Origin of the sequence: Carnobacterium divergens (assembly GCF_900258435.1) — a bacterium.
Classification (GTDB): Bacteria; Bacillota; Bacilli; order Lactobacillales; family Carnobacteriaceae; genus Carnobacterium; species Carnobacterium divergens_A.
This window is the reverse complement of record NZ_LT992558.1, coordinates 2359490-2380202: the sequence shown is the minus strand read 5'-3', so window position 1 is coordinate 2380202 and position 20713 is coordinate 2359490. Positions and strand designations below refer to the sequence as shown.

General features: G+C 36.7%; 22 protein-coding genes and 1 other annotated feature. Of the genes, 12 read left to right on the top strand and 10 right to left on the bottom strand.

Going from position 1 to position 20713, the window contains the following annotated elements:
* Position 1: 1 nt before the first annotated feature.
* The 3 genes from murQ (at position 2) to CDIMF43_RS11980 (ending at position 3334) form a co-directional block, all read left to right on the top strand.
* Positions 2–889 carry an N-acetylmuramic acid 6-phosphate etherase gene (gene murQ, locus CDIMF43_RS11990; protein WP_074401721.1) on the top strand — a complete coding sequence of 296 codons (888 nt, stop codon included), beginning with the start codon at positions 2–4 and terminating at the stop codon, positions 887–889.
* 29 nt (positions 890–918) lie between these two features.
* Positions 919–2379, top strand: a complete 1461-nt coding sequence (locus CDIMF43_RS11985) for a PTS transporter subunit EIIC (RefSeq protein ID WP_109842132.1) — start codon at positions 919–921, stop codon at positions 2377–2379.
* A 109-nt stretch (positions 2380–2488) separates the two neighbouring features.
* Positions 2489–3334: a MurR/RpiR family transcriptional regulator gene (locus CDIMF43_RS11980; protein WP_109842131.1), complete on the top strand. Its 846-nt coding sequence runs from the start codon at positions 2489–2491 to the stop codon at positions 3332–3334.
* A 48-nt stretch (positions 3335–3382) separates the two neighbouring features.
* Here CDIMF43_RS11980 and CDIMF43_RS11975 read toward each other — a convergent pair whose 3' ends face one another.
* From CDIMF43_RS11975 to CDIMF43_RS11960, 4 genes are all read right to left on the bottom strand, one after another.
* Positions 3383–4201: an undecaprenyl-diphosphate phosphatase gene (locus tag CDIMF43_RS11975; RefSeq protein ID WP_109842130.1), complete on the bottom strand. Its 819-nt coding sequence runs from the start codon at positions 4199–4201 to the stop codon at positions 3383–3385.
* A gap of 209 nt (positions 4202–4410) precedes the next feature.
* Positions 4411–4932: an HdeD family acid-resistance protein gene (locus CDIMF43_RS11970; protein WP_034568467.1), complete on the bottom strand. Its 522-nt coding sequence runs from the start codon at positions 4930–4932 to the stop codon at positions 4411–4413.
* 82 nt (positions 4933–5014) lie between these two features.
* Entirely contained in the window at positions 5015–5479 is a 465-nt protein-coding gene (locus CDIMF43_RS11965; RefSeq protein ID WP_162532946.1) for a hypothetical protein, read from the bottom strand.
* A 131-nt stretch (positions 5480–5610) separates the two neighbouring features.
* On the bottom strand, positions 5611–6381 hold the full coding sequence (locus tag CDIMF43_RS11960) for a hypothetical protein (protein WP_109842128.1): 771 nt from the start codon (positions 6379–6381) through the stop codon (positions 5611–5613).
* A gap of 187 nt (positions 6382–6568) precedes the next feature.
* Between CDIMF43_RS11960 and CDIMF43_RS11955 the strand changes: the two genes are divergently transcribed.
* Positions 6569–7075, top strand: a complete 507-nt coding sequence (locus CDIMF43_RS11955) for a PTS sugar transporter subunit IIA (protein WP_109842127.1) — start codon at positions 6569–6571, stop codon at positions 7073–7075.
* 138 nt (positions 7076–7213) lie between these two features.
* Complete coding sequence (locus tag CDIMF43_RS11950) at positions 7214–8002, top strand: EAL domain-containing protein (RefSeq protein ID WP_074401725.1); 789 nt, start codon at positions 7214–7216, stop codon at positions 8000–8002.
* A 43-nt stretch (positions 8003–8045) separates the two neighbouring features.
* Here CDIMF43_RS11950 and CDIMF43_RS11945 read toward each other — a convergent pair whose 3' ends face one another.
* From CDIMF43_RS11945 to CDIMF43_RS11920, 6 genes are all read right to left on the bottom strand, one after another.
* Positions 8046–8666 (bottom strand): flavin reductase family protein, encoded by a 621-nt coding sequence (locus CDIMF43_RS11945; RefSeq protein ID WP_109842126.1) that lies wholly within the window; start codon positions 8664–8666, stop codon positions 8046–8048.
* The gene (locus CDIMF43_RS11940) at positions 8663–9274 is read right to left on the bottom strand and encodes an alpha/beta hydrolase (protein ID WP_109842125.1); all 612 of its coding nucleotides are present in this window, start codon (positions 9272–9274) and stop codon (positions 8663–8665) included. Before CDIMF43_RS11940 ends, CDIMF43_RS11945 begins: the two co-directional genes overlap by 4 nt.
* A gap of 1 nt (position 9275) precedes the next feature.
* Complete coding sequence (locus CDIMF43_RS11935; RefSeq protein WP_109842124.1) at positions 9276–10235, bottom strand: ring-cleaving dioxygenase; 960 nt, start codon at positions 10233–10235, stop codon at positions 9276–9278.
* Positions 10232–11125, bottom strand: coding sequence for a VOC family protein (locus CDIMF43_RS11930; RefSeq protein WP_109842123.1), 894 nt, complete (start codon positions 11123–11125; stop codon positions 10232–10234). The genes CDIMF43_RS11935 and CDIMF43_RS11930 overlap by 4 nt, the downstream gene beginning before the upstream one ends.
* A gap of 133 nt (positions 11126–11258) precedes the next feature.
* A complete protein-coding gene (locus CDIMF43_RS11925; protein ID WP_109842122.1) occupies positions 11259–12290 on the bottom strand; it encodes a lactonase family protein in 1032 nt (343 codons plus the stop codon).
* Between the two features lie 141 nt (positions 12291–12431).
* Entirely contained in the window at positions 12432–14558 is a 2127-nt protein-coding gene (locus CDIMF43_RS11920) for a CDP-glycerol glycerophosphotransferase family protein (protein ID WP_109842121.1), read from the bottom strand.
* A gap of 229 nt (positions 14559–14787) precedes the next feature.
* Here CDIMF43_RS11920 and CDIMF43_RS11915 point away from each other — a divergent pair, with 229 nt between their 5' ends.
* From CDIMF43_RS11915 to CDIMF43_RS11885, 7 genes are all read left to right on the top strand, one after another.
* Positions 14788–15150 (top strand): PTS glucitol/sorbitol transporter subunit IIA, encoded by a 363-nt coding sequence (locus tag CDIMF43_RS11915; RefSeq protein WP_109842120.1) that lies wholly within the window; start codon positions 14788–14790, stop codon positions 15148–15150.
* A gap of 30 nt (positions 15151–15180) precedes the next feature.
* Positions 15181–16383, top strand: a complete 1203-nt coding sequence (locus CDIMF43_RS11910; RefSeq protein WP_074401733.1) for an AI-2E family transporter — start codon at positions 15181–15183, stop codon at positions 16381–16383.
* Positions 16384–16630: 247 nt separating this feature from the next.
* Positions 16631–17815 (top strand): FtsW/RodA/SpoVE family cell cycle protein, encoded by a 1185-nt coding sequence (locus CDIMF43_RS11905; RefSeq protein WP_034568490.1) that lies wholly within the window; start codon positions 16631–16633, stop codon positions 17813–17815.
* A 66-nt stretch (positions 17816–17881) separates the two neighbouring features.
* Positions 17882–18235, top strand: coding sequence for an arsenate reductase family protein (locus CDIMF43_RS11900; protein ID WP_074401734.1), 354 nt, complete (start codon positions 17882–17884; stop codon positions 18233–18235).
* A gap of 16 nt (positions 18236–18251) precedes the next feature.
* A complete protein-coding gene (locus CDIMF43_RS11895) occupies positions 18252–18608 on the top strand; it encodes a glycine cleavage system H family protein (RefSeq protein WP_074401735.1) in 357 nt (118 codons plus the stop codon).
* A gap of 41 nt (positions 18609–18649) precedes the next feature.
* Positions 18650–18915: a binding site (T-box leader), on the top strand.
* Between the two features lie 77 nt (positions 18916–18992).
* On the top strand, positions 18993–20030 hold the full coding sequence (locus CDIMF43_RS11890; RefSeq protein WP_034568496.1) for a methionine ABC transporter ATP-binding protein: 1038 nt from the start codon (positions 18993–18995) through the stop codon (positions 20028–20030).
* Positions 20017–20700: a methionine ABC transporter permease gene (locus tag CDIMF43_RS11885; protein ID WP_074401737.1), complete on the top strand. Its 684-nt coding sequence runs from the start codon at positions 20017–20019 to the stop codon at positions 20698–20700. The genes CDIMF43_RS11890 and CDIMF43_RS11885 overlap by 14 nt, the downstream gene beginning before the upstream one ends.
* Positions 20701–20713 lie beyond the last annotated feature (13 nt).

Here is a 20713-nt window from a genome sequence, read left to right as displayed (position 1 = left end):
AATGAATTTAGAGAAATTAACCACAGAGACAAGAAACGAAGAAACCATGCGATTGGATGAACTTTCTACTGCAGAAGTTGCTCGTATTATGAACCAAGAAGACCAAAAAGTAGCCGTAGCTGTTGAAAAAGAATTGCCAAGTATCACGACAGTCATTGATAACATTATTAAATCATTTAAAGCAGGCGGACGCTTAATTTACATGGGAGCTGGAACAAGTGGTCGTTTAGGCGTACTAGATGCAGCCGAATGTGTACCAACCTTTAGTGCAGATCCATCAATGGTTCAAGGGTTAATAGCGGGTGGAATGGAAGCCATGACGGTAGCTGTTGAAGGCGCAGAGGATTCAAAAGAGTTTGGAGAATCTGATTTAAAAGCAATTTCCCTAACCGCTGAGGATATGGTAATCGGAATTGCTGCCAGTGGACGGACGCCATATGTGATTGGTGGGTTAGAGTACGCAACTAAAGTAGGTGCTACAACGGCAACACTTTCATGTAATAAAGAAGCTGAAATTAGCCAATATGCGACTTATCCAATTGAAGTGGATGCAGGTCCTGAAATTTTAACCGGTTCAACACGCTTAAAATCAGGAACCGCGCAAAAATTAGTTCTGAATATGCTATCAACCATCTCGATGATTGGGATTGGCAAAGTGTATCAAAATTTAATGGTAGATGTAAAACCAACGAATGAAAAATTAGAAGAACGATCAAAACGAATCATCATGCAAGCCACTGAATGTAGCTATGAAAAAGCTAGTCTTACATTTATTGAAGCAGACCAGCAGGTGAAATTAGCAATTGTAATGATTTTGACAGATAGCACGAAAGAAGAGGCAACTGAAAAATTAACAAAAGCAAATGGCTTTATTCGCAAAACGATTTAACCACTTTAGAAAGAAAAGGGGAATAGAAAATGGCTGAATTAAAAGAAGAGCGTTTGGCAAGAGAGATTTATGAAAAAGTTGGTGGAATGGGGAACGTCAATAAAATTATTCATTGTATGACTCGTGTACGAATGTCATTAAATGATGAAGAGAAGGTTGACTTAGTTGGATTAAAAGCAATTGATGGCGTAATGGGCGTTGTTGAAGATGATACATTACAAGTCATTGTTGGCCCTGGAACGGTGAATAAAGTAGCCAATAAAATGGTAGACATGGCAGGCGTTCGATTAGGTGATCCAATCATGATTCAAGAAAAGAATCAAGCTGTCAAAGAAAATAAAACAGGCTTAGAAGCAGCTGAAGAACTAGCTCGTGAAACGAAAGCTAAACAGAAAAAGAAAAACAACACACCTTTTAAAAGAGCTTTAAAATCAATCTCAAATATTTTTGTTCCGATGATTCCAGCATTTGTTGGTGCAGGTATTATTGGCGGAATAGCAGCTGTTTTATCCAATATGATGGTTGCAGGAACGATTAGTGGTGACAATTGGGCAAATAGTATCCTTGTGTTAAACATTATTAAAAACGGTTTGTTTACGTACTTGCAAATTTATGTTGGGATCAATGCAGCTAGAGAATTTGGTGCAACTGAAGCGTTAGGTGGAATTGTTGGTGGAATCGTTTATCTAAGCGGTATGACACCTGAAGCACCATTGCCTAATATCTTAACCGGTGGGACACTTTCACCTGGGCAAGGTGGGATTATTGGTGTCATTCTAGCAGTTTGGTTGATTGCTTTACTTGAAAAACGTTTGCATAAAGTAATTCCAGAAGCAATTGATATTATCGTAACCCCAACGATTGCGTTATTGACGATTGGCTTATTGACGATTTTCTTAATTATGCCTGTTGCAGGAGCAATCTCAACAGCGCTAGTAGGTGCAATTAACTGGGTCTTAACCATTGGTGGCGCATTTGCAGGTTTTGTTTTAGGTGCTTTATTCTTACCGATGGTGATGTTTGGTTTGCATCAAGTCTTAACCCCAATTCATATTGAAATGATTAGTTCAACTGGAATGACGTTACTATTGCCTATTTTAGCTATGGCTGGTGGCGGTCAAGTTGGAGCAGCCTGCGCACTGTGGTTGAAATGTAAAAAGAACAAGCAATTGACCAACATGATTAAAGGCGCATTGCCAGTAGGTATTTTAGGAATTGGTGAGCCATTGATTTACGGCGTGACGTTACCACTAGGGAGACCTTTTGTAACCGCTTGTATTGGTGGCGGTATCGGTGGAGCTGTAATTGGCGCTTTAGGTGGAATTGGCGCAATTGCCATTGGTCCAAGTGGAGTAGCTTTAATTCCTCTTATTGCAAATGGACAATGGATTGGCTATATTCTAGGCTTGTTAGCAGCTTACGCAGGTGGATTTATTGCTACGTATTTCTTTGGTGTCCCAAAAGAAGCAATGGAACCAACTGAACTATAAAATTAGGATTGTTTCTCTAATAAATTAATGATAGGATAAATGAATAAACTTAAAAGACATGTGAATGTAAGGTTCAGATGTCTTTTAAAGTTAAAAAGAGAGGGATTTTATGCAACCTAATATTCTATTTGTTATCCAAGAAAAACTTGCTTCATTACCTAAATCAGAACAAAAAATTGGCGAAGCAATTTTAAAGGATCCCCAAAAAATTATCCAAATGAATGCGACTCAATTAGGGAAATCAGCCAATTCAAGTCCAGCTGCAATCATTCGTTTTTGCCATTCAATCGGTCTAAAAGGCTTTACCGAATTAAAGCTCCAATTGTCGGCTGAATCAAAAATGATTGAAGAAAAGCTATACACCGAGATATTACCAGACGAAGAATTTGAACAAATGAAGAAAAAATTATTATTAACAACTGAACATGTTTTAAGAGAAACCAGTAAATTACTAGAGACCGCTCAAGTGGAAGAAGTAACCAAAGCCTTCAATCAAAGCCCCATTATCTATACCTATGGGCTAGGAGCCTCTCATTTAGTGGCGCTAGATATCCAACAAAAGTACAGTCGAATTGGCAAACATGTCATGAGCACGCTAGATACACATTCCTTGGTGGCTTCAATGTCAACAGCTCCAAAAGAGGCGATTTTCTTTGGTATTTCCAATAGCGGAGAAACAAAAGAAGTCATTCAATTGATGAAGGCAGCTCAAAAATTTGGCCTTCAAACCATTTCATTAACAGAGCTAGGCGAGAATTCCTTAAAGAAATTGTCGACGATTTCCTTACAAACAGGCATTAGTGGTGAAGCACCTTTAAGAAGTGCCGCTACCAGTTCCCTACTAACACAACTATACGCAATCGATTTGCTTTTCTATGATTTTGCTACTAAAAATTATGAAACCATTTTAGAGCGATTAGAAAAATCGAAAGCGGGAATTAAATTATTGAATTAAAAAAACGAACTGACAGTCATTTCTGACTGCTGGTTCGTTTTTACTTACTTATTTAAATAAGACCATATACCCAATCAAAATCGCACCTAAAATAATACGATAGTACCCAAAGGCTTTAAAGTCATTTTGTTTGATATAGCTCATTAAGAATTTAATTGCGATAATAGAGACGATAAAGGCCACAATCATGCCGGTAAACAGAATAGCATATTCCATACCAGTAAAGTGGAACCCGAATTTCACAAGTTTTAGTAAACTTGCACCAAACATAACTGGAATTGATAAGAAGAATGAAAATTCAGCAGCAATGTAACGGGATGTTCCTAAAATAATTGCACCGATAATGGTCGCACCAGAACGAGAAGTTCCAGGAATTAAAGCCAATACTTGGAAAACACCAATCAATAAAGCTGTTTTATAAGTCAATTGATTGAAGGTAGTAATTGCTGACTTTCTGTTCTTATTCCAATTTTCAATAACAATAAATAAAATACCATAAATAATCAACGTGAATGCAACGGTTTGAAAGTTATAGAACTTAGCTTCTAACATATCGTCAAACTTTAACCCAATAACAGCAGCAGGTAATACAGCTACGATTACTTTAAACCAAAGGGAGAAGGTATCTGATTTTTCCTCCTTTGTTTTTTTAGGGGAAAAAGGATTTAACTTGTGAAAATAGAGGACAACAACTGCTAAAATAGCTCCTAATTGAATCACAACAAAAAACATTTCTTTAAAGGCTGCAGAAGTATCTAACTTAATAAATTCATCCACTAAAATCATATGACCTGTACTACTAATCGGTAACCATTCAGTAATTCCCTCAACGATTCCTAAAAGTACGGCTTTTAGAATTTCAATCATACGTGATATATCTTCCTTTCAAAATTATTTCCTATTTTAAAATAGGCTCAGTAACTATTAGTATAAGCTTTTTTTGTAAATATTCCTAATGAAATAATGAATATTTATAGATTTTTAAGAAATCCTAAACCTTAAAAAAACCGTAAATTATTTCCCCGGAAATAATTCATAAAAAAATCGTTTGCCTCTAAAGACAAACGATTCTTTGTTTAACGATAATTTTTAATTGCAAGATAAACCATAATGCAGCTAAATCCTTGAATAATAAAGAATGCGCCTAAAATTAAACCAATCCCAATTCCAATCAAAATGGGACTAAAGAAAGAAATAATGGCTACAATCACAGCAATAACACCTAAAGTTAAAATCCAAGTCCAGCCTGGGAAATTCTTCATTGCAACAGCAGTCATTAAACGCATGATACCTGAGAATAACACCCAAATAGCAAATAATAAGACCAAAGTTTTTTGAGCGATTGCCGTATCGAATAAAATAAAGCCACCGGCTACAAGAGAAGCAATCCCATCAAATAAAACCCAATTCGAAATATTCCAGACTCTGCGTTCTTGAATATAAGAAAAGATTTCAATCACACCATTTGCAGCTAACAATAACCCAATTAAGATAATAGCTGTTTTCAGAGAACCGCTTGGGTTGAAAATAAACCAAAAACCTAAGACGATCATTAAGATGCCACTTAGTAATAATAAGGTTTTAAAAAAATTCTTCATGTGTTTTCGCCTCCTAGTTAATTAAGTACTTAATAAGCATACTATAAGAAGCAAAAAAATTCTTCTCATAACCCTTAAATAGCTACTCAACAGGTTTTTGTGTTGCCTTTAGTCCCTTTTCGTAAAAGAAAAGCGTGATTAAGTAACAAACCGCAATTCCAAATAAAATAACTCCACCAGTCATTCTTAAAACAAACACAATGTCTGTTAAATGAGGCGCAATCGATTTACCTGTAATCGTTTCTAGTAAAGAAAGGATAGGAATTTTAAAGAAATAACAAAAACTAATAAACAATAAAAACAAAAGACTTTGTTGAAAAATACTGCCTAATTTTCCCCATCGGTTTTTCACTAATAAGCTATTATCTTTAAGCCCTGTCGTTTCAGTATAGGCTACTTTATTAAGCAAAGAGCTATTAAGATTACTAAAAAACCCAATTAAAAATCCACTAATGGGAATGCAATAAGGAATAAAAATCAGTCCAGCTCCGATTAACAAAGCAATGCCACAAAGCGTTACTTTTTCAACTTTTGGAAATAACCTCAAAACTTTCCCACCTACAAATAACGAACTGATAATCCCTAACCCATAAGCTAAGTAGATAAATGAATAGAGATAGACTCCTTTTTGTAAAGAGAAAAGATAAAAGGTTCCAAATAAAATAAAGAAGTTGGTGATCATTCCCTGTAAAAACCAAACCAGTAAACGTAACGAGGTAAGCTAAATTCAAAAGCAGAGTGTTGAATTAAATAAAAAACTCCGATTAAAAGAATGACAATCAAGGTGATTAAAATCAAGCTAAAATGATTGTCCGTTAAGACTCTTAATGATTTTACAGCAAAGGTTATTCCCGTTAAAACTAAAAATAAAAGAAAGAACCGGCTATCAAAGGAGGTACTAGGCATGTTTCCATGATCGTAATGAGGCAAATCTCTTAATAAAAAGAAACTGACTAAAAAGGCGATGCCATATAAACCAAAGGCTAATTCAGGAAGATTTACTTTTACTAAAAAAATAAATAGGGGCATGAATAAGAGCATGGTTAAAAAAGCGAGTCCGTAATCTTTGCCAGAAAAAGACCGATGAAATAACCGGCGTTCATGGTATTGAATCGTTAAATAAAGAGGTAGTAAAAGGCTGCATGATAAGCCAAGTAAAATAGCCGATAAATCTAACCATAAAGCATTTACAAAAACCAATACCCCTAAGAAAGAGCCAACAGAAGCCAGAAGTAAGAAGAAGAGCAGTAATTCTCTAGTGGAGACCTTTTTTCCAAAAGAACGAACCAAAAAAGTGCCAGTTAAATTACACACATAAAAGATAATTAATGGAAACCAACCGTTTAAAAAAGTAGGATAATGATTGCCAATTAGTAAGTATAAAAAATAAGGTAAAAATAAAGTTGTATTCACCACAGCGTAAGTAAAAAAAAGCAACTTGTTTTTCATTGAGAAAATCCTTCCTAAGTCCTAAATTTAATCACTTCTAATGCTAAATCAAATTGATTTAAAAAGCAATTAAGGAATTGTTAAATTGCTCGCTTTTTGATTCTCAACACTGGTCACTTTATGGTATGATAAAGCGTAAGCCTAGACGAATTAGTTAAAATTTAAACAAATGAAGTGAGGGATTTAGATGTTTGGATTATTTAAGAAAAAAGAAGCGCAAAAAGAAGTCTCAGAATTAAAAGGGAAATTGTTTTCACCAGCAAATGGCGAAGTGATTGCAATTGATAAGGTTAGTGATCCTGTCTTTTCACAAAAAATGATGGGAGACGGTTATGCAGTAATTCCAACTGACGGAAAAATTTACTCTCCAGTAAATGGCAAAGTGTTAAGCGTTTTTCCAACGAAACACGCTGTGGGAATTTTGATGGATAATGGCGTAGAAATTTTGTTGCACATGGGGTTAGATACAGTTGAATTAAATGGAGCGCCATTTGATACAGTCGTGACAGAAGGACAACTAATTACGCCAGAAACATTGATTTCAATTGTTGACTTGGAGCAATTAAAAGCATCAGGTAAAGACAATGCCATGGTCGTTGTTATTACGAATATGGAAAAAGTAGCCGACTATCATCTTACCGTTACTGGTGAAGCAAAAGCGAGCACAGAAGTTGCTTCGTATACAGTTGCCTAGTTTAAAAGGAAAACTTGTTATCCTAAGATAGCAAGTTTTTTTTGATTTCTTCACTTTTGAATGTTTTATTAAAAGCAAATATGCTATGATAATACATAGCCTCATTACATAAGAAAAGCGTCAGAAAGGAGCAGGCTAATGGAACAACTTCATAAAACCAAAGCGATTCAAAAGGCCATCATACAAAAACAATATAGTGTCTATTACCAACCTAAAATTGAAAAACAAACTAGAAAAATCATTGGAGCAGAAGCCTTAATGCGCTTAAAAGTTGAATCCGATATTGTTTTTCCATTTGAATTTATAAATGAGGTAATTCATTTAGGAAAAATGGCTGAGATGCAAGCGTATCTGTTCAAAGAAGTTGTTGAAAAACTCAATTCTGAAACGCTTATCCATAAAGAATTCTCTATTTCAGTGAATATGAATGCAGAAGACTTGGTAAATGAACCTTATATTGAAGAGATTAGCAAGAAGTTAAAGAAAGAACTGCTTAATCCAACCCAACTTGAATTAGAAATTACTGAAAAAAAAGAAATTGTAAACTTGATGAAGGCACAAAAAAATGTGACTAAATTAAAAGAACTTGAGATCAAATTGAGTTTAGATGATTTTGGAAAAGGCTACAGCTCATTAGCCTATTTAAAAGCTTTTCCCATCGATACGTTAAAGATTGATCAATCTTTTATTCAAGAGGCATTGGTCAGTTGGAAGACGCAAGAAATCATTCGTGCAATCATCCAATTAAGCCACAACCTCAACATTAAAGTCGTTGCAGAAGGTGTTGAAACAATCGAACAATTGCAGTTTCTGGATGATTTAGGTTGCGATATTTACCAAGGATTTTATTTTGATGCAGCGATTCCCTTCAGTCAATTAAAAGAAAAATGGTTGGAAGATAAGAAAGGCAATAGCTTAATTAACTAATAAGAAAGACTCCCTTCACACATGTGAAGGGAGTCTTTTTGGATTACTCAGGTCGAGTAATCGTGTATTCTTTTTTGAGAGTAGCGTATTGATTCCCTGCTAAACGCGCCACAGGTTGTAATTTATCGGATAAAATATAGTCACGCTCTTGATCAAATACAGATTCCTTAAAGTAAAAATCAGTAACGTTTATCAAAAAAAGATCGGTAATCACTTGTCCATCCTCATTGGTTACCGGGATGTGCTGATGCAAAGTAGCTTCAAAACGAATGTTAGCTTCAGCGATACTTGGCACAGCTACCGTTTTACTAGGGGTCGTAGTAAGAGAGGTTAAGGCGAGTTCGCTCTCATCAAAAGCAAGCGAAGCAGCCGTCTGGTTCATTTCAGTGACAAGCGTTTCATCCACAATATGAACCACCAACTCTTTAGTCTCTAAAATATTTCGCGCAGAGTCCTTGCATTTGCCATCTCTTCTTAAAATAGCGATAGAAAGCAAGGGCAACTCGTTAGAAACACCACTAAAAAAGCTAAAGGGAGCAATATTTAACACACCCGCATCCTTTGATTGGGTTGTTAGCCACGCAATGGGTCGCGGAATCACACTGCCACTTAAAAATTTGTACTGCTGCTTCTTTGAAAGATCTTGGCTACGATAATGAATCATTTTAGTGCTCCGTTACTTGCAAGCCATTCCTTAGCAGCAGTGACTTCTTCATAGGTCAGTTGATGTCCTTGTTTGGTCCAGAGAACGTCGGTTTGTCCGTGTCGCATTTGAAAAGCATCGACAAGAGCGCTCGTTGCCTCTTGGGGAACAATAGGGTCGTTAATTCCAGCCGAAAACCAAACACTTTTTTTAGCTAAGTCAAAATCAGCTTCGTGTTTTCCAAGAGACATCCCGTGAAAGAAAATCCCTCGATTTGGACTCTCCATTCGTTCCAACAAAAGATGCGCACCAATATTAGCCCCGTTAGAATAACCTACAACTACCCAATCTGAAAGAGCAATATTGTGGGTATTAGAGAATTCAACTAAAAAGGCAAGCAGATAATCAGTTTGGATCTCTAAGTCAACTAAATCAAATTGTCCTTCAGCAAACCGACGGAAGAAACGATTTGCCCCTGCTTCAGAAACCCTTCCACGTAAAGATAAAACGGCTGAGTCTGGAGACAAGGCACTAGCCAAATCAATTAAAGAGTGCTCATCTCCCCCCGTTCCATGAAGCAACAGTAGAGGTGGAGCAGTTTGAAGGCCTTCTTGATAAATATATTCCATCTTAATCTCTCCTTGTTGTATCAAATGGGCGTACCATTCTTTCAATTTCTGCACGTTCAGCTTCTAAAAATGGCGGCAATGATAATTTTTCCCCCATCGTTTCATAAGGCTCATCTTGCATAAAGCCAGGACCATCGGTTGCAAACTCAAATAAAATATGCGGACCTACTCGAACGTAAAGGGACTCAAAGTAAAAACGATCGACGTAACCTGATTGAGGCAAACTATAATCTTGAATCCGACTAATCCAATCTTCAAGAGCAGCACGATCTTCAACTCGAAAAGCGACATGATGCACATTGCCAAACCCTTCCATTGCTTGTGGTAAATCGTCACGATGCTCCACAATCACTTGACCGCCATTTCCACCTTCACCAACTTCAAATAAATAGGCATTGTCTTCTTGAGCAATTTCCTTCATTTTCATCACTTCAACAAGCATTAAACGCATTGCATCAAGAGAAGAAACTGTAAGAAAAATTGGTCCTAAGCCAACAATAGCGTAATCATAGGGAACAGGACCTTTTTGCCAAGGAATTCCTGCAGGAACACCAGGATTGTGTTCATCAGAAATCAATTGATACAGCTGACCATCAAAATCGACAAATTGAATGCTTTTATTGCCAAATTGAGAGGTAAGACCCGTATGAGTCACGTTATGTTGATCAAAACGCGCTAACCAGTAGTCTAACGCTTGATCACTTGGAACACGAAAAGAAGTTTTTGAAATACTGTTTGTTCCTTTTGTTCCCTTTGGAATCCCAGGGAAATCAAAAAAAGTCATATCAGTTCCGGCGCTTCCTCGATCATCTGCAAAAAAAGTATGGTATGTTTGAATATCATCTTGATTTACCGTTTTCTTTACTAAACGCATCCCTAATACCTCAGTGAAAAAATGGTAATTTTTTTCAGCGCTGCTTGTCATTGCTGTTACATGGTGTATTCCTTTTAATTCGTTCATTTTATTTCCTCCAGTTGAGCCTCAATGGCTGTTCTATTTTTTTCTAAAAATGGGGGTAACGCTAAATGGGTTCCTAATTCTTCAAGGGATTCATCTAATTGAAAGCCAGGAGAGAGAGTAGCTAATTCAATTCTTAAGCCACTAGGCTCTTTAATATACAAACTTTTAAAGTAACCACGATCGACGTATTCTTCAACAGTCCATTGATCCGTTAATGCTTGTTGATAGAAGCCTTCGAGTTCATCGTTGCTGTCAACTCCATAGGCGATGTGGTCAATTGTTCCACGACCAAAGCGAGTTCGATCTTTTGACTGACTGGCAAGGACGGTTGTTTGATCCAAATGTTGCTCCGTAAAAAAAGTGTCATTTTCTTGTTTTAGATTTAAATAATCAGAAAGAAAGCGTTGCGTTTCTTTAAATTGATCTGCAACAATGCTTACTTTAGCAATCCGAATAATTTGCTTGTTAGCAGGAATAGAAGTGTGCTTTGTAGCCTTGTGGGGCGCAATTTGTTCCTCCATTTCAACTAAGGCGATTTTAAAACCATCGTTGTCTTCTACTAAAAGCTCATGGTTTTTAAGCGTTGTTGAAATGTTAAAGTCAGCAAAGCGACGTTGCCAATACTCTAGACTGTGAGAAGGGACAGCTAATGAAACCGTCGAAAAATAACTTTTTTTGTCGACACGATGGCCTAGCTTAGGAATTTCAAAAAAAGTCAGCAAGGTTCCAGGTGTTCCTTCGTAATCTCCATAAAATAAATGACGCATCGTTGTATTTTCTTGGTTTACTGTATTTTTTACAAGACGTAAACCTAAAACAGTTGCGTAAAAGTCAAAATTTTCAGTGGCATTTTTTGTAAATGCTGAAATGTGATGAAGTTGGTTGATCATAAAAGAACCTCCTTTTTATCTGATAAATAGAGTATACCTTATTTACTTACAAAAAGGAAGTGAATTGTTTTTTGTATGTAAAAAAACACTGAAAACCAAGAGGTTTCAGTGTTTTATAAAAAAGGAAATTTTTTTAAACGTAGACACAAACACATTCAGGAGCGTAAACGTCCTTTTGAACAAGACTTAATAATCCAGTCTGAGGGTCACGTTCAAATAAGGTTAAGTTGTCAGATTCTTGATGACCTACAACCACAAACTCATCTCTTGCAGTTAAATTGAAATCACGAGGGATTTGACCTTCTGTACCAATCAACTGGATTTGTTTTAGTGAAATACCGTCATTTTGAACTTCGTAAACAACGATTGAATCATGTCCGCGATTGGATGCATAAAGGAATTTTCCATCTTTTGATAGGCGAATAGCAGCGCCACCGTTAAAATCAGTGAAATTTTCAGGAATTGTCGGCACGGTTTCTAATTCTTTAAAACGACCAGTCGCAGCATCATAACTTAAGACAACGACAACGCTTGCTAATTCACCAAAAAGATAAGCTACTTTTCCATTTGGATGGAAAACAAGATGACGAGGACCAGTTCCAGGAGCAGCTTTAAAGCGCGCCACTTCAGTTAGCTTTCCTTCGGTTGAAACGCTGTAAGTATAAACTTCATCAGTTCCTAAATCGCAAGCGACAACATAGTGTTGATCTGGAGTTAAGTCGGCATAATGAGCATGAGGCGTTTGTTGATTTTCATGAACACTTGAACCTTGATGAGTCACTGTATCCAGCAACGTTAAAGTGCCATCAGCAGCTGTTTGCAAGACAGCAATTTCGCCTTTGTGGTAGTTAGCCGTATATAAGAAGTTTCTAGTTGCATCTACTCCAACGTAACAAGGCGGAGCGCCTTCAGCAGTAACCCCATTGACGAAAACAAATTCGCCGTTTTCATTTTTACGGTAAGATGCCATGCCGCCTTTTCCGTCGATTTTTACAACAGGATAAAGCGTCTTGTAGTCAGGGGATAAGCCAAGATAAGTTGGACTATCCGCCTTAGCGACAACGGTTAAATTTTCTAATTGTTTTTTCTCAGTATCTAATGTAATTTGATAAACACCTTCACTAGCGCGTTTGGTGTAAGTTCCTAAATAAATAGTCTCTTTCATGTTTGAATTCCTCCCAATGTTTGCGTATTCATCTGAACTCTTTTAGTATAGCATAAAATTTTGAAAGGGTTAACAATTTATTGGAGAAGGCGTATGAAAAAAACACACGTTGAAACAGACGATTTCAACGTGTGTAAATGATTATAAGAAAGGCATTCCTTTTTTTAAATGCGTAACTGCTTCAAAAATCCGTTCATTTGACGCCGTATCTTTATGCTCAATCAGTAAATTTGCTTTTTGTTGATTGGCTTTGCTCATTTTAAAGTTATCAGAGGCAATACGCTCAAGAATACAAATCAAATCATCTGCATTTACGGTTACTTCACCCGGCAATTCATTTTGGTACGCCTGCTGCAATTGAAGGGAATCTTTTTGTTGGTAAAAATTATTTTCAAATTGATAAAAGACAACCGGTTTAGTTAAGAAGCTAAAATCAAAGGCTTCTGAAGCATAATCAGTAATCATCAGTTTGCTTTCTTTGATTAAAGTCATAGGATCCTCCATACGTTGCAAACGAACAGTGCAATTTAAGGCCTCAAATTCTGTTACATATGTTTCAAAAGCATGAGGTAAAGCGATGACAAATTCAAGCTTATGACGAGCTAAAAACTCTTGCATGTCAGTGCTAGCAATCAAAGTCAAATAATTTTTAGCAAGGACATCGATAAACTCAGTTTGGAAATGCAAACCTGTTTCATGATCGATAGGGTAAAAGAGCAATTGCTGCTTCATTTCAGGCGTTTCCTTATTATCAAAAAGACGATCATAGCGTGACAAGCCTGTAATAGCTACTTCTTTATCAGTATAGCCTAAAACATCTTGTACGAGTCGTTTTTCATTTTTAGAACTCACCAAAAATAAATCTGTTTCAAATTGAAGGGAGATGCGACCTAGCGTCTTGGTCTCATCTTGCAAGCCAACGATGCCGTTTTGCAAGTACACTTTTTTAGCGCGAACAAAGTTTAATAAAGGCTTGGTTCTGGTTGGATAAATGTCGTAAGGGGCGAAGGCTGTCAACAAAGTCTCGCTCATCAATAAGTGCCAAATGTATTCTTTAGATTTGTATTTTAACAAATGGTCTTCACCAAATGGCTGAAGCTTTTGATACGCATCAGAAGCTGGATCAATGACATAATAAACTTCCTTTTCAGGATGCTGCTGGCGTAAGTAACGATAAAAATCAAAACCGTTAGAAGACGCTTGCGTAGGTTTTTCGCCCACAATCCAAATTTTTCGACGTAAATAAAAAGGACGAATAAACCAAAAAGTCCATAACAACTCTTTAAAGTAATCAAACACTTCTTTTTCAAAACGAGTCGAACAAATGCTTAGCCCTTGGTATTGCGTACTAAACTTAGGTGAAAAGGCAAACGTGGTATGGCCGTATGAAAAATAAGTGTGCTTATAAATTTTTTGTGAATGCATTTTTTCAGGATTTGCAACGCGAACAATCGTCGGGTCAAAAAGTCCATTCAAGTACACCTCAAAATAGAGATCAAATTCTTCGTCTGCTAAGTCATTTAAAAGCAACTCCATTGCAAAATCTTTTACATCAATTAAAAGATCATATCCATAACGGTACAAATGTGTCCCAGCTTCTAATTCTTCAAGCATATGATTTGAATGAATCACATGGGTTAAGCCTGATTTACGACCCACCATAACTGTATCAATCCGGTTGATGGCAATGGCTTTTGATACAATTTCTCCAGAAATTGCTATTTTATGTTTCTTCGTTTTAATCTGAGTAATATGGCTATCTTGAATATAACGAATGCTTCGAACCGGAATATTTACAGTAAAGCAAAACCCATTTGTTTTACGACTAATATAAGGATAGATATAGTCTTCACGATCTTTAAATTGAGTAATTCCATAGGAATCAAAGTAATCAAATAAATCAAGTGAAAGAGGTTCTTGTTTTTCAATCCACTCACCATCGATAAAATAGCTTATCTCAAAATAAAATTCAAAATGGGCACGTTCCCCAGTTGATAATACTTGATGGATAAACGCTATTAAATTAAAACGGAAAGAAAAGGTATCCGTTTGGCTGACGATGGTTTCAAAGGTATAGCGCTTTCCAGTTTCTCTATGTAAAATAAAGAATTCTTTAAAATAAACCGGATGTTCTTTCGACAGTGAAACACTCGTGACAATGTCTTCTTCCTGTTTACTGATAGAAAACGTGGGGTGGGTAAGACTTGGTTCATTAGCTTTCTTTTTTAATAATAAGTGAGAATCTCTAATTGATGTTCTCAATGACATAATAGTTTCCTCCGATATCGATTTGCTACCTAATTATCCAATGTTAATAATACCAGTATCCAGAACCTGTGGCAAATAAATCTAGGGAATGTAAAGGAACTGTAATGTGACTAGAAAACCGATTTTCTTAATAGAAGCTCGTAGTTGAGTGCCCCTGCCTAACAAATCTATTCATTCTATGCTAAAATAAAAGGAACTAAAACGATTTATAGAAAGAAGGAAACACATCATGTTAACCGGAACCGTAACGAGTATTGGCCCGCAAGCCATCAGTCAAAAAGATCCTATTATTATTTTATTTGGAGAAGAAGCAACAGAAGATATTCGAGAAGTTTCAGTCATCCAAGCTTTTCCATCAGATAAAGAAGCGATTACTTTAGAAGTAGGCCAAAAGGTAGCCTTTGACGACACTGTGTACACGATTACTGCGGTAGGCAGTTTAGCTTCTGATAATTTAAACAGCATTGGACATATTACTTTGAGCTTTACAGAAGTACCAACAGAGGACATGCTTGGAAATGGAATCTACTTAACCCCATTCGCCTTGCCAGAGATAAAAGAAGGAACGACGATTCATTACTATCAAGATTAACATTACAATCAAAAAGGGGGGCTGGAATTAATGGAAAATCCAGAAGAAACAGGAGTGAACCGTAAACCCTTTTCGTGGTTTTGGAAATGGTTTTTAAATAATAAATTCGTAACGGTTTTATTAGTCAATTTATTGATTTTACTTAATGTCTTTACGCTTTCTAAGATGAGTTATCTTTTTGAACCCATTGGCAGCTTTTTTAGTGTTGTTGGGTTGCCAATTATTTTAGCCGGTATTTTATACTATTTAATTAACCCATTGATTGATTGGCTGGAAAAACATCATGTATCCAGAAATTTAGGCATCACGATTGTCTTTATTTTAATTATTGGATTGATTGTTTGGGGGATCGCTATTTTAATTCCGTTGATGCAAAAACAAACAATGAGCTTTATTGAGAACTGGCCTGATTATTGGAAAAAAATCAACACTGAGATAGATGGTCTATTAAACAGTGATTTATTTTCACAAATTCAAGCTCAAATCAGTTCAGTCAATCAAGATTTTCTTTCATCAACAACAGGAAAAGTAAATGGCGTGGTGAACTCAACTTTTTCAAGTATTGGGAGTATTGTTGGAACAGTGACCAACATTATTGTGGCGTTAGTAACAATGCCATTTATCTTGTTTTACTTGTTAAAAGATGGCAAGCGCTTGCCACATTTTTTAATGCCATTAGTTCCAAGTAAAATGCGAGACACGACCTATAACGTTTTAAAAGAAATGAATACCCAAATCAGTCAATATATTCGCGGTCAGTTAACAGTAGCCTTTTTTGTAGCGCTGATGTTTGTCGTTGGGTATGCTATTAGTGGTTTGGAGTACGCAGTGACGTTAGGAATTTTAGCAGGCTTTTTAAATTTGATTCCCTATTTGGGTTCATTTTTAGCGATGGTTCCAGCCGTTATTATTGGCTTGGTTGATTCACCAGGAATGTTAATTAAAGTCTTAATTGTTTTTGCAATTGAGCAAACGATTGAAAGTCGCGTGATTTCTCCACAGGTTTTGGGGAGCAATTTAGACATCCATCCGGTAACGATTATTATCGTGTTATTGACGTCAGGGAAATTATTTGGTGTCGTAGGGGTTATTTTAGGAATTCCTGGATACGCTGTTTTAAAAGTCTTAATCACCTATTTATTCGACTGGTACAAGGAAGTCTCTGGATTGTACAAGCACGATCACAACCCAGCACCCGACCCAGCCGCAAAAGAACCTGAAAAGTCTACGTAAAATGCGTTCAATCAATCAAAAGAGTTTGTTCATAAAATGTGAACAAACTCTTTTTGATGTTGTAAGAATTTGCTAAGAATTGCAAGGGATTCTTTTTTTTAAAGAGAGAGTCTTATATAATATAGGAATCGAATTCTAGCCAATTTTTGGAATAAATGCATTCTAGAAGTTCTGGTTTCTAATAGAAATAGCAATAAAAATAAGGTATGATTAGATAAATGCTTAAAACAAGGAGATTTTTGAAAAGATGACTGATAACATTGAAAGAAAAAGAGAGTCTAAAATAGATTACGGCATTATTTTATCGGTTATGTTGTTGTGTGTCATCAGTATCGCAACAATTTATTCAACGACCGTAATCGCTCAAGACAACGGTCTAAAACCAACCATCATGCATATTGCGTGGTATGTTGTTGGTGCAGCAGCAATTGCTGTTATTATGCAGTTTGATTCGGAGCAGTTATGGAAGCTCGCCCCCATTGCGTATTGGGGCGGTATTATTTTACTGGTTCTTGTTCTCTTCTTATACGATCGAGATACCGAAAAAGTAACCGGTGCAAAGAGTTGGTTCAAGATTGGTCCTTTAACCTTTCAACCATCAGAAGTCATGAAAGTTGCGTTTATCTTAATGATGGCGCGAGTGGTAACAAAGCACAATAGCGAGTATGCCAGGCATCAGGTTTCAACGGATTTTCTATTATTAGGGAAAATGTTGTTGACGTCATTAGTCCCATTAGTGTTAGTTCAATTGCAAAATGATTTAGGAACGACGCTTGTATTTTTAGCGATTATTGGTGGAATGGTCTTAATGTCAGGGGTTACTTGGCGTATTATTGCGCCTCTGTTTATTGCTGCTTTTGGGATATTTGGCGGAGCATTGTGGCTCGTAATGAACGATAGACCCTTCTTACTAAAAATGGGGTTTCATGAATATCAATTTGACCGAATTGATTCATGGTTAGATCCGTATCACGATGCAGCAGACGCAGCATACCAGCTTGTTCAAAGTATGAAGGCAATTGGTTCTGGGAAGGTATTTGGTAAAGGCTACGGCATTTTTGAAGTCTATGTACCTGTCCGAGAGTCAGACATGATTTTCTCAACAGTTGCTGAAAATTTTGGTTTCATTGGCAGCTGTTTATTGATTTTTATTTATTTCCTATTAATTTATCAAATGATTCGCATTTGTTTTGACACAAAAAATGAATTTTATGCCTACATTGCGACGGGTGTGATTATGATGATTTTGTTCCACGTATTGGAAAATATTGGAATGAGTATCGGGCTGTTGCCATTAACAGGAATTCCGCTACCTTTTATTTCTCAAGGTGGAACGGCGTTACTTGGCAATATGATGGGCATCGGTTTGATTATGTCGATGCGGTATCATTATAAGAGTTACATGTTCTCAGATGAAGAACGAGAATTTTAAAATAAGTACAATGAAATGCACCCTCATGTTATACTAAATAAAATGACAAACGGGAGGAACCAAATAATGATTCAATTTTACGAACACCCAAGATGCTCAACTTGTAAAAAAGCCAGAGCATGGTTAAATCAAAACGAAATCGCTTATCAGCCAATCAATTTATTAGAAACACCCCCAACAAAAGCGGAGTTAAAGACTTGGATTGAGCAGTCAGGCTTGCCAATACGTCGCTTTTTTAATACAAGTGGTGGGAAATACCGTGAGTTAGGTTTAAAAGATAAATTGGATGAGATGGATTTAGAAGAAGCTTGCGAATTACTGGCTTCAGATGGAATGTTGATCAAACGTCCGTTAACAACCGATGGAAAAAAATTGACCTTAGGTTTCAAAGAAGCAGATTACGAAGCAAATTGGAAATAGAGTGGAGCGATAATTCATGACAATCAGATATAGCGACAATGGACTTTGGGTTCAAAAAGCAGGAAATGAATATACTTTAGGGTTGTCTATTAAAGGACAAGACGATTTAGGTGAAGTGATGTTCGTTGATTTAACAGATACAGCAGCTAAAATCGAAAAAAACGAAACCTTAATCGGTGTGGAAGCAGCAAAAGCAGTAACAGAATTAACCGCGCCTTTTGCGGGTAAATTAGTTAAAAAAAATGAAGGCTTGTCTGAAAATCCAGAAGCTTTAAATAGTACCGACTTTAGTGAGAACTGGATTGCTGTATTAAGTGACGTAGATGAAACGGAATTTAATGCCCTATCTGAAAAAGAACCACAAATAGGTTGACAGATAACTTTCCATTCTGCTACACTAAGAACAATTCAAATAACAAAGCAATGATAAGAAGAGTAAGTTTTGACACGCATTTAATAAGAGAGCCTCGGTAGCTGAAAAGAGGAAATGTACGTAGAACTGAAGATGGTCTTTGAGCAGAGTAGATGAGCGAATAATCGTAAATCTATTACGGGTGCACCCGTTACAGTGCCACAGTATAACGAGTTGCATGAAAGCTCAAGTACTGATTGAGGTTGATTTAGTGATGAATCAATAAACCAAGGTGGTAACACGAAACGTCAAAACTTTCGTCCTTGAATCAAGTGAAACTTGATTTAGGGATGGGAGTTTTTTTATTTTTCCATAAGTAAAAAAGAGGAAAGGTCGGTTAAGGACATGATTGAATTAAAAGCAATTAAAAAATCGTTTCAAACAAAAAATGGAACAATCAATGCAGTAAATGGCGTTGATTTAGCAATTAAAAGCGGCGAAATTTATGGAGTCGTTGGGTATTCTGGGGCTGGGAAAAGCACGCTTATCCGCATGTTTAACGGATTAGAAACGCCAACAACAGGAACCGTTTCAGTGGATGGGCAAGTGATTTCAAGCCTAAAAGGCGGAGCGCTACGTAAAGCACGTCAAAATATCGGCATGGTTTTCCAGCATTTCAATTTATTATGGTCAAGAACCGTGATTGAAAACATCATGTTTCCTCTTGAAATCGCACAATTCCCAAAAGCATTACGCTTAAAAAAAGCCAAAGAGCTGATTCAGCTTGTCGGTTTAGAAGGCCGTGAAAATGCTTATCCTGCTCAATTATCTGGTGGCCAAAAGCAACGTGTGGGAATTGCGCGGGCACTTGCGAATGATCCTAGTTTGCTCCTTTGTGACGAGGCTACAAGTGCTTTAGATCCACAAACAACGGATGAAGTGTTAGATTTATTATTAGATATCAACAAACGACTAAACCTAACAATTGTACTGATTACTCACGAAATGCATGTGATTCGCAAAATCTGTGATCAAGTGGCTGTGATGGAAGACGGGAAAATTGTTGAACAAGGAAACGTGTTAGATATTTTTACAAAACCAAAAGAAGCTGTGACCAAGCGCTTCATTCAACAAGACAGCAATCCAGATCTTGGAGATACCAATTTAGTGGTCGAGGAGTTAGTACAGCAATATCCAGAAGGAAAGGTTGTTCGTCTAACCTTCCACGGAGAGCAAGCAAAATTGCCAATCATTTCAAAGGTTGTCAAAGAAGATGGCATTGATTTGAGCATTATTCAAGGCAGTATCCAACAGACACAAGAAGGTGCCATCGGTTCTCTTTACGTTCAATTAACAGGAGAGTCGCTTAAAATTGACGATGCAATTAAAAATTTACGAACATTACGTGTTGAAGTTGAGGTGATTACAAATGCAGAATCTTAAAATAGGAACCGTTGATTTTTCACAAGTAGATCCAGAAAAAATCAAAGGTGCGACACTTCAAACCTTAGGAATGACAGCAGGTTCTTTGATATTGGTCTTTGTATTAGGTATTTTACTAGGCTTGCTACTCTATCAAACAAGTGGAAAAAGCAACCCGTTGGCGCGACTATTGTATTGGGTCGTTGCGATCTTAGTCAATGTGTTCCGTTCAATTCCTTTTATTATTTTAATTGTTTTATTATTGCCTTTCACCAAAGCACTTGTAGGAAGCATTATCGGACCAACCGCTGCGTTACCTGCCCTAATTATTTCAGCAGCTCCATTCTATGCACGGATGGTGGAAATTGGTTTTAGAGAAATTGATAAAGGTGTCATTGAAGCAGCAGAAGCAATGGGAGCCAATAAATTTCAAATTATTTACAAAGTACTATTGCCAGAAAGTTTACCAGCCATCGTTTCAGGCTTAACCGTAACCGCCATTTCTTTAGTGGGCTATACTGCAATGGCGGGTGTGATTGGAGCAGGTGGTTTAGGAAATCTAGCTTACCTAGAAGGCTTCCAACGCAATCAAACCGCAGTGACAATTGTAGCCACACTAGTGATTTTAATTATCGTCTTTTGTATTCAAGCGATTGGCGATATTGCAGTAAAACGTATTGACAAACGATAATAAAAAAATGAGA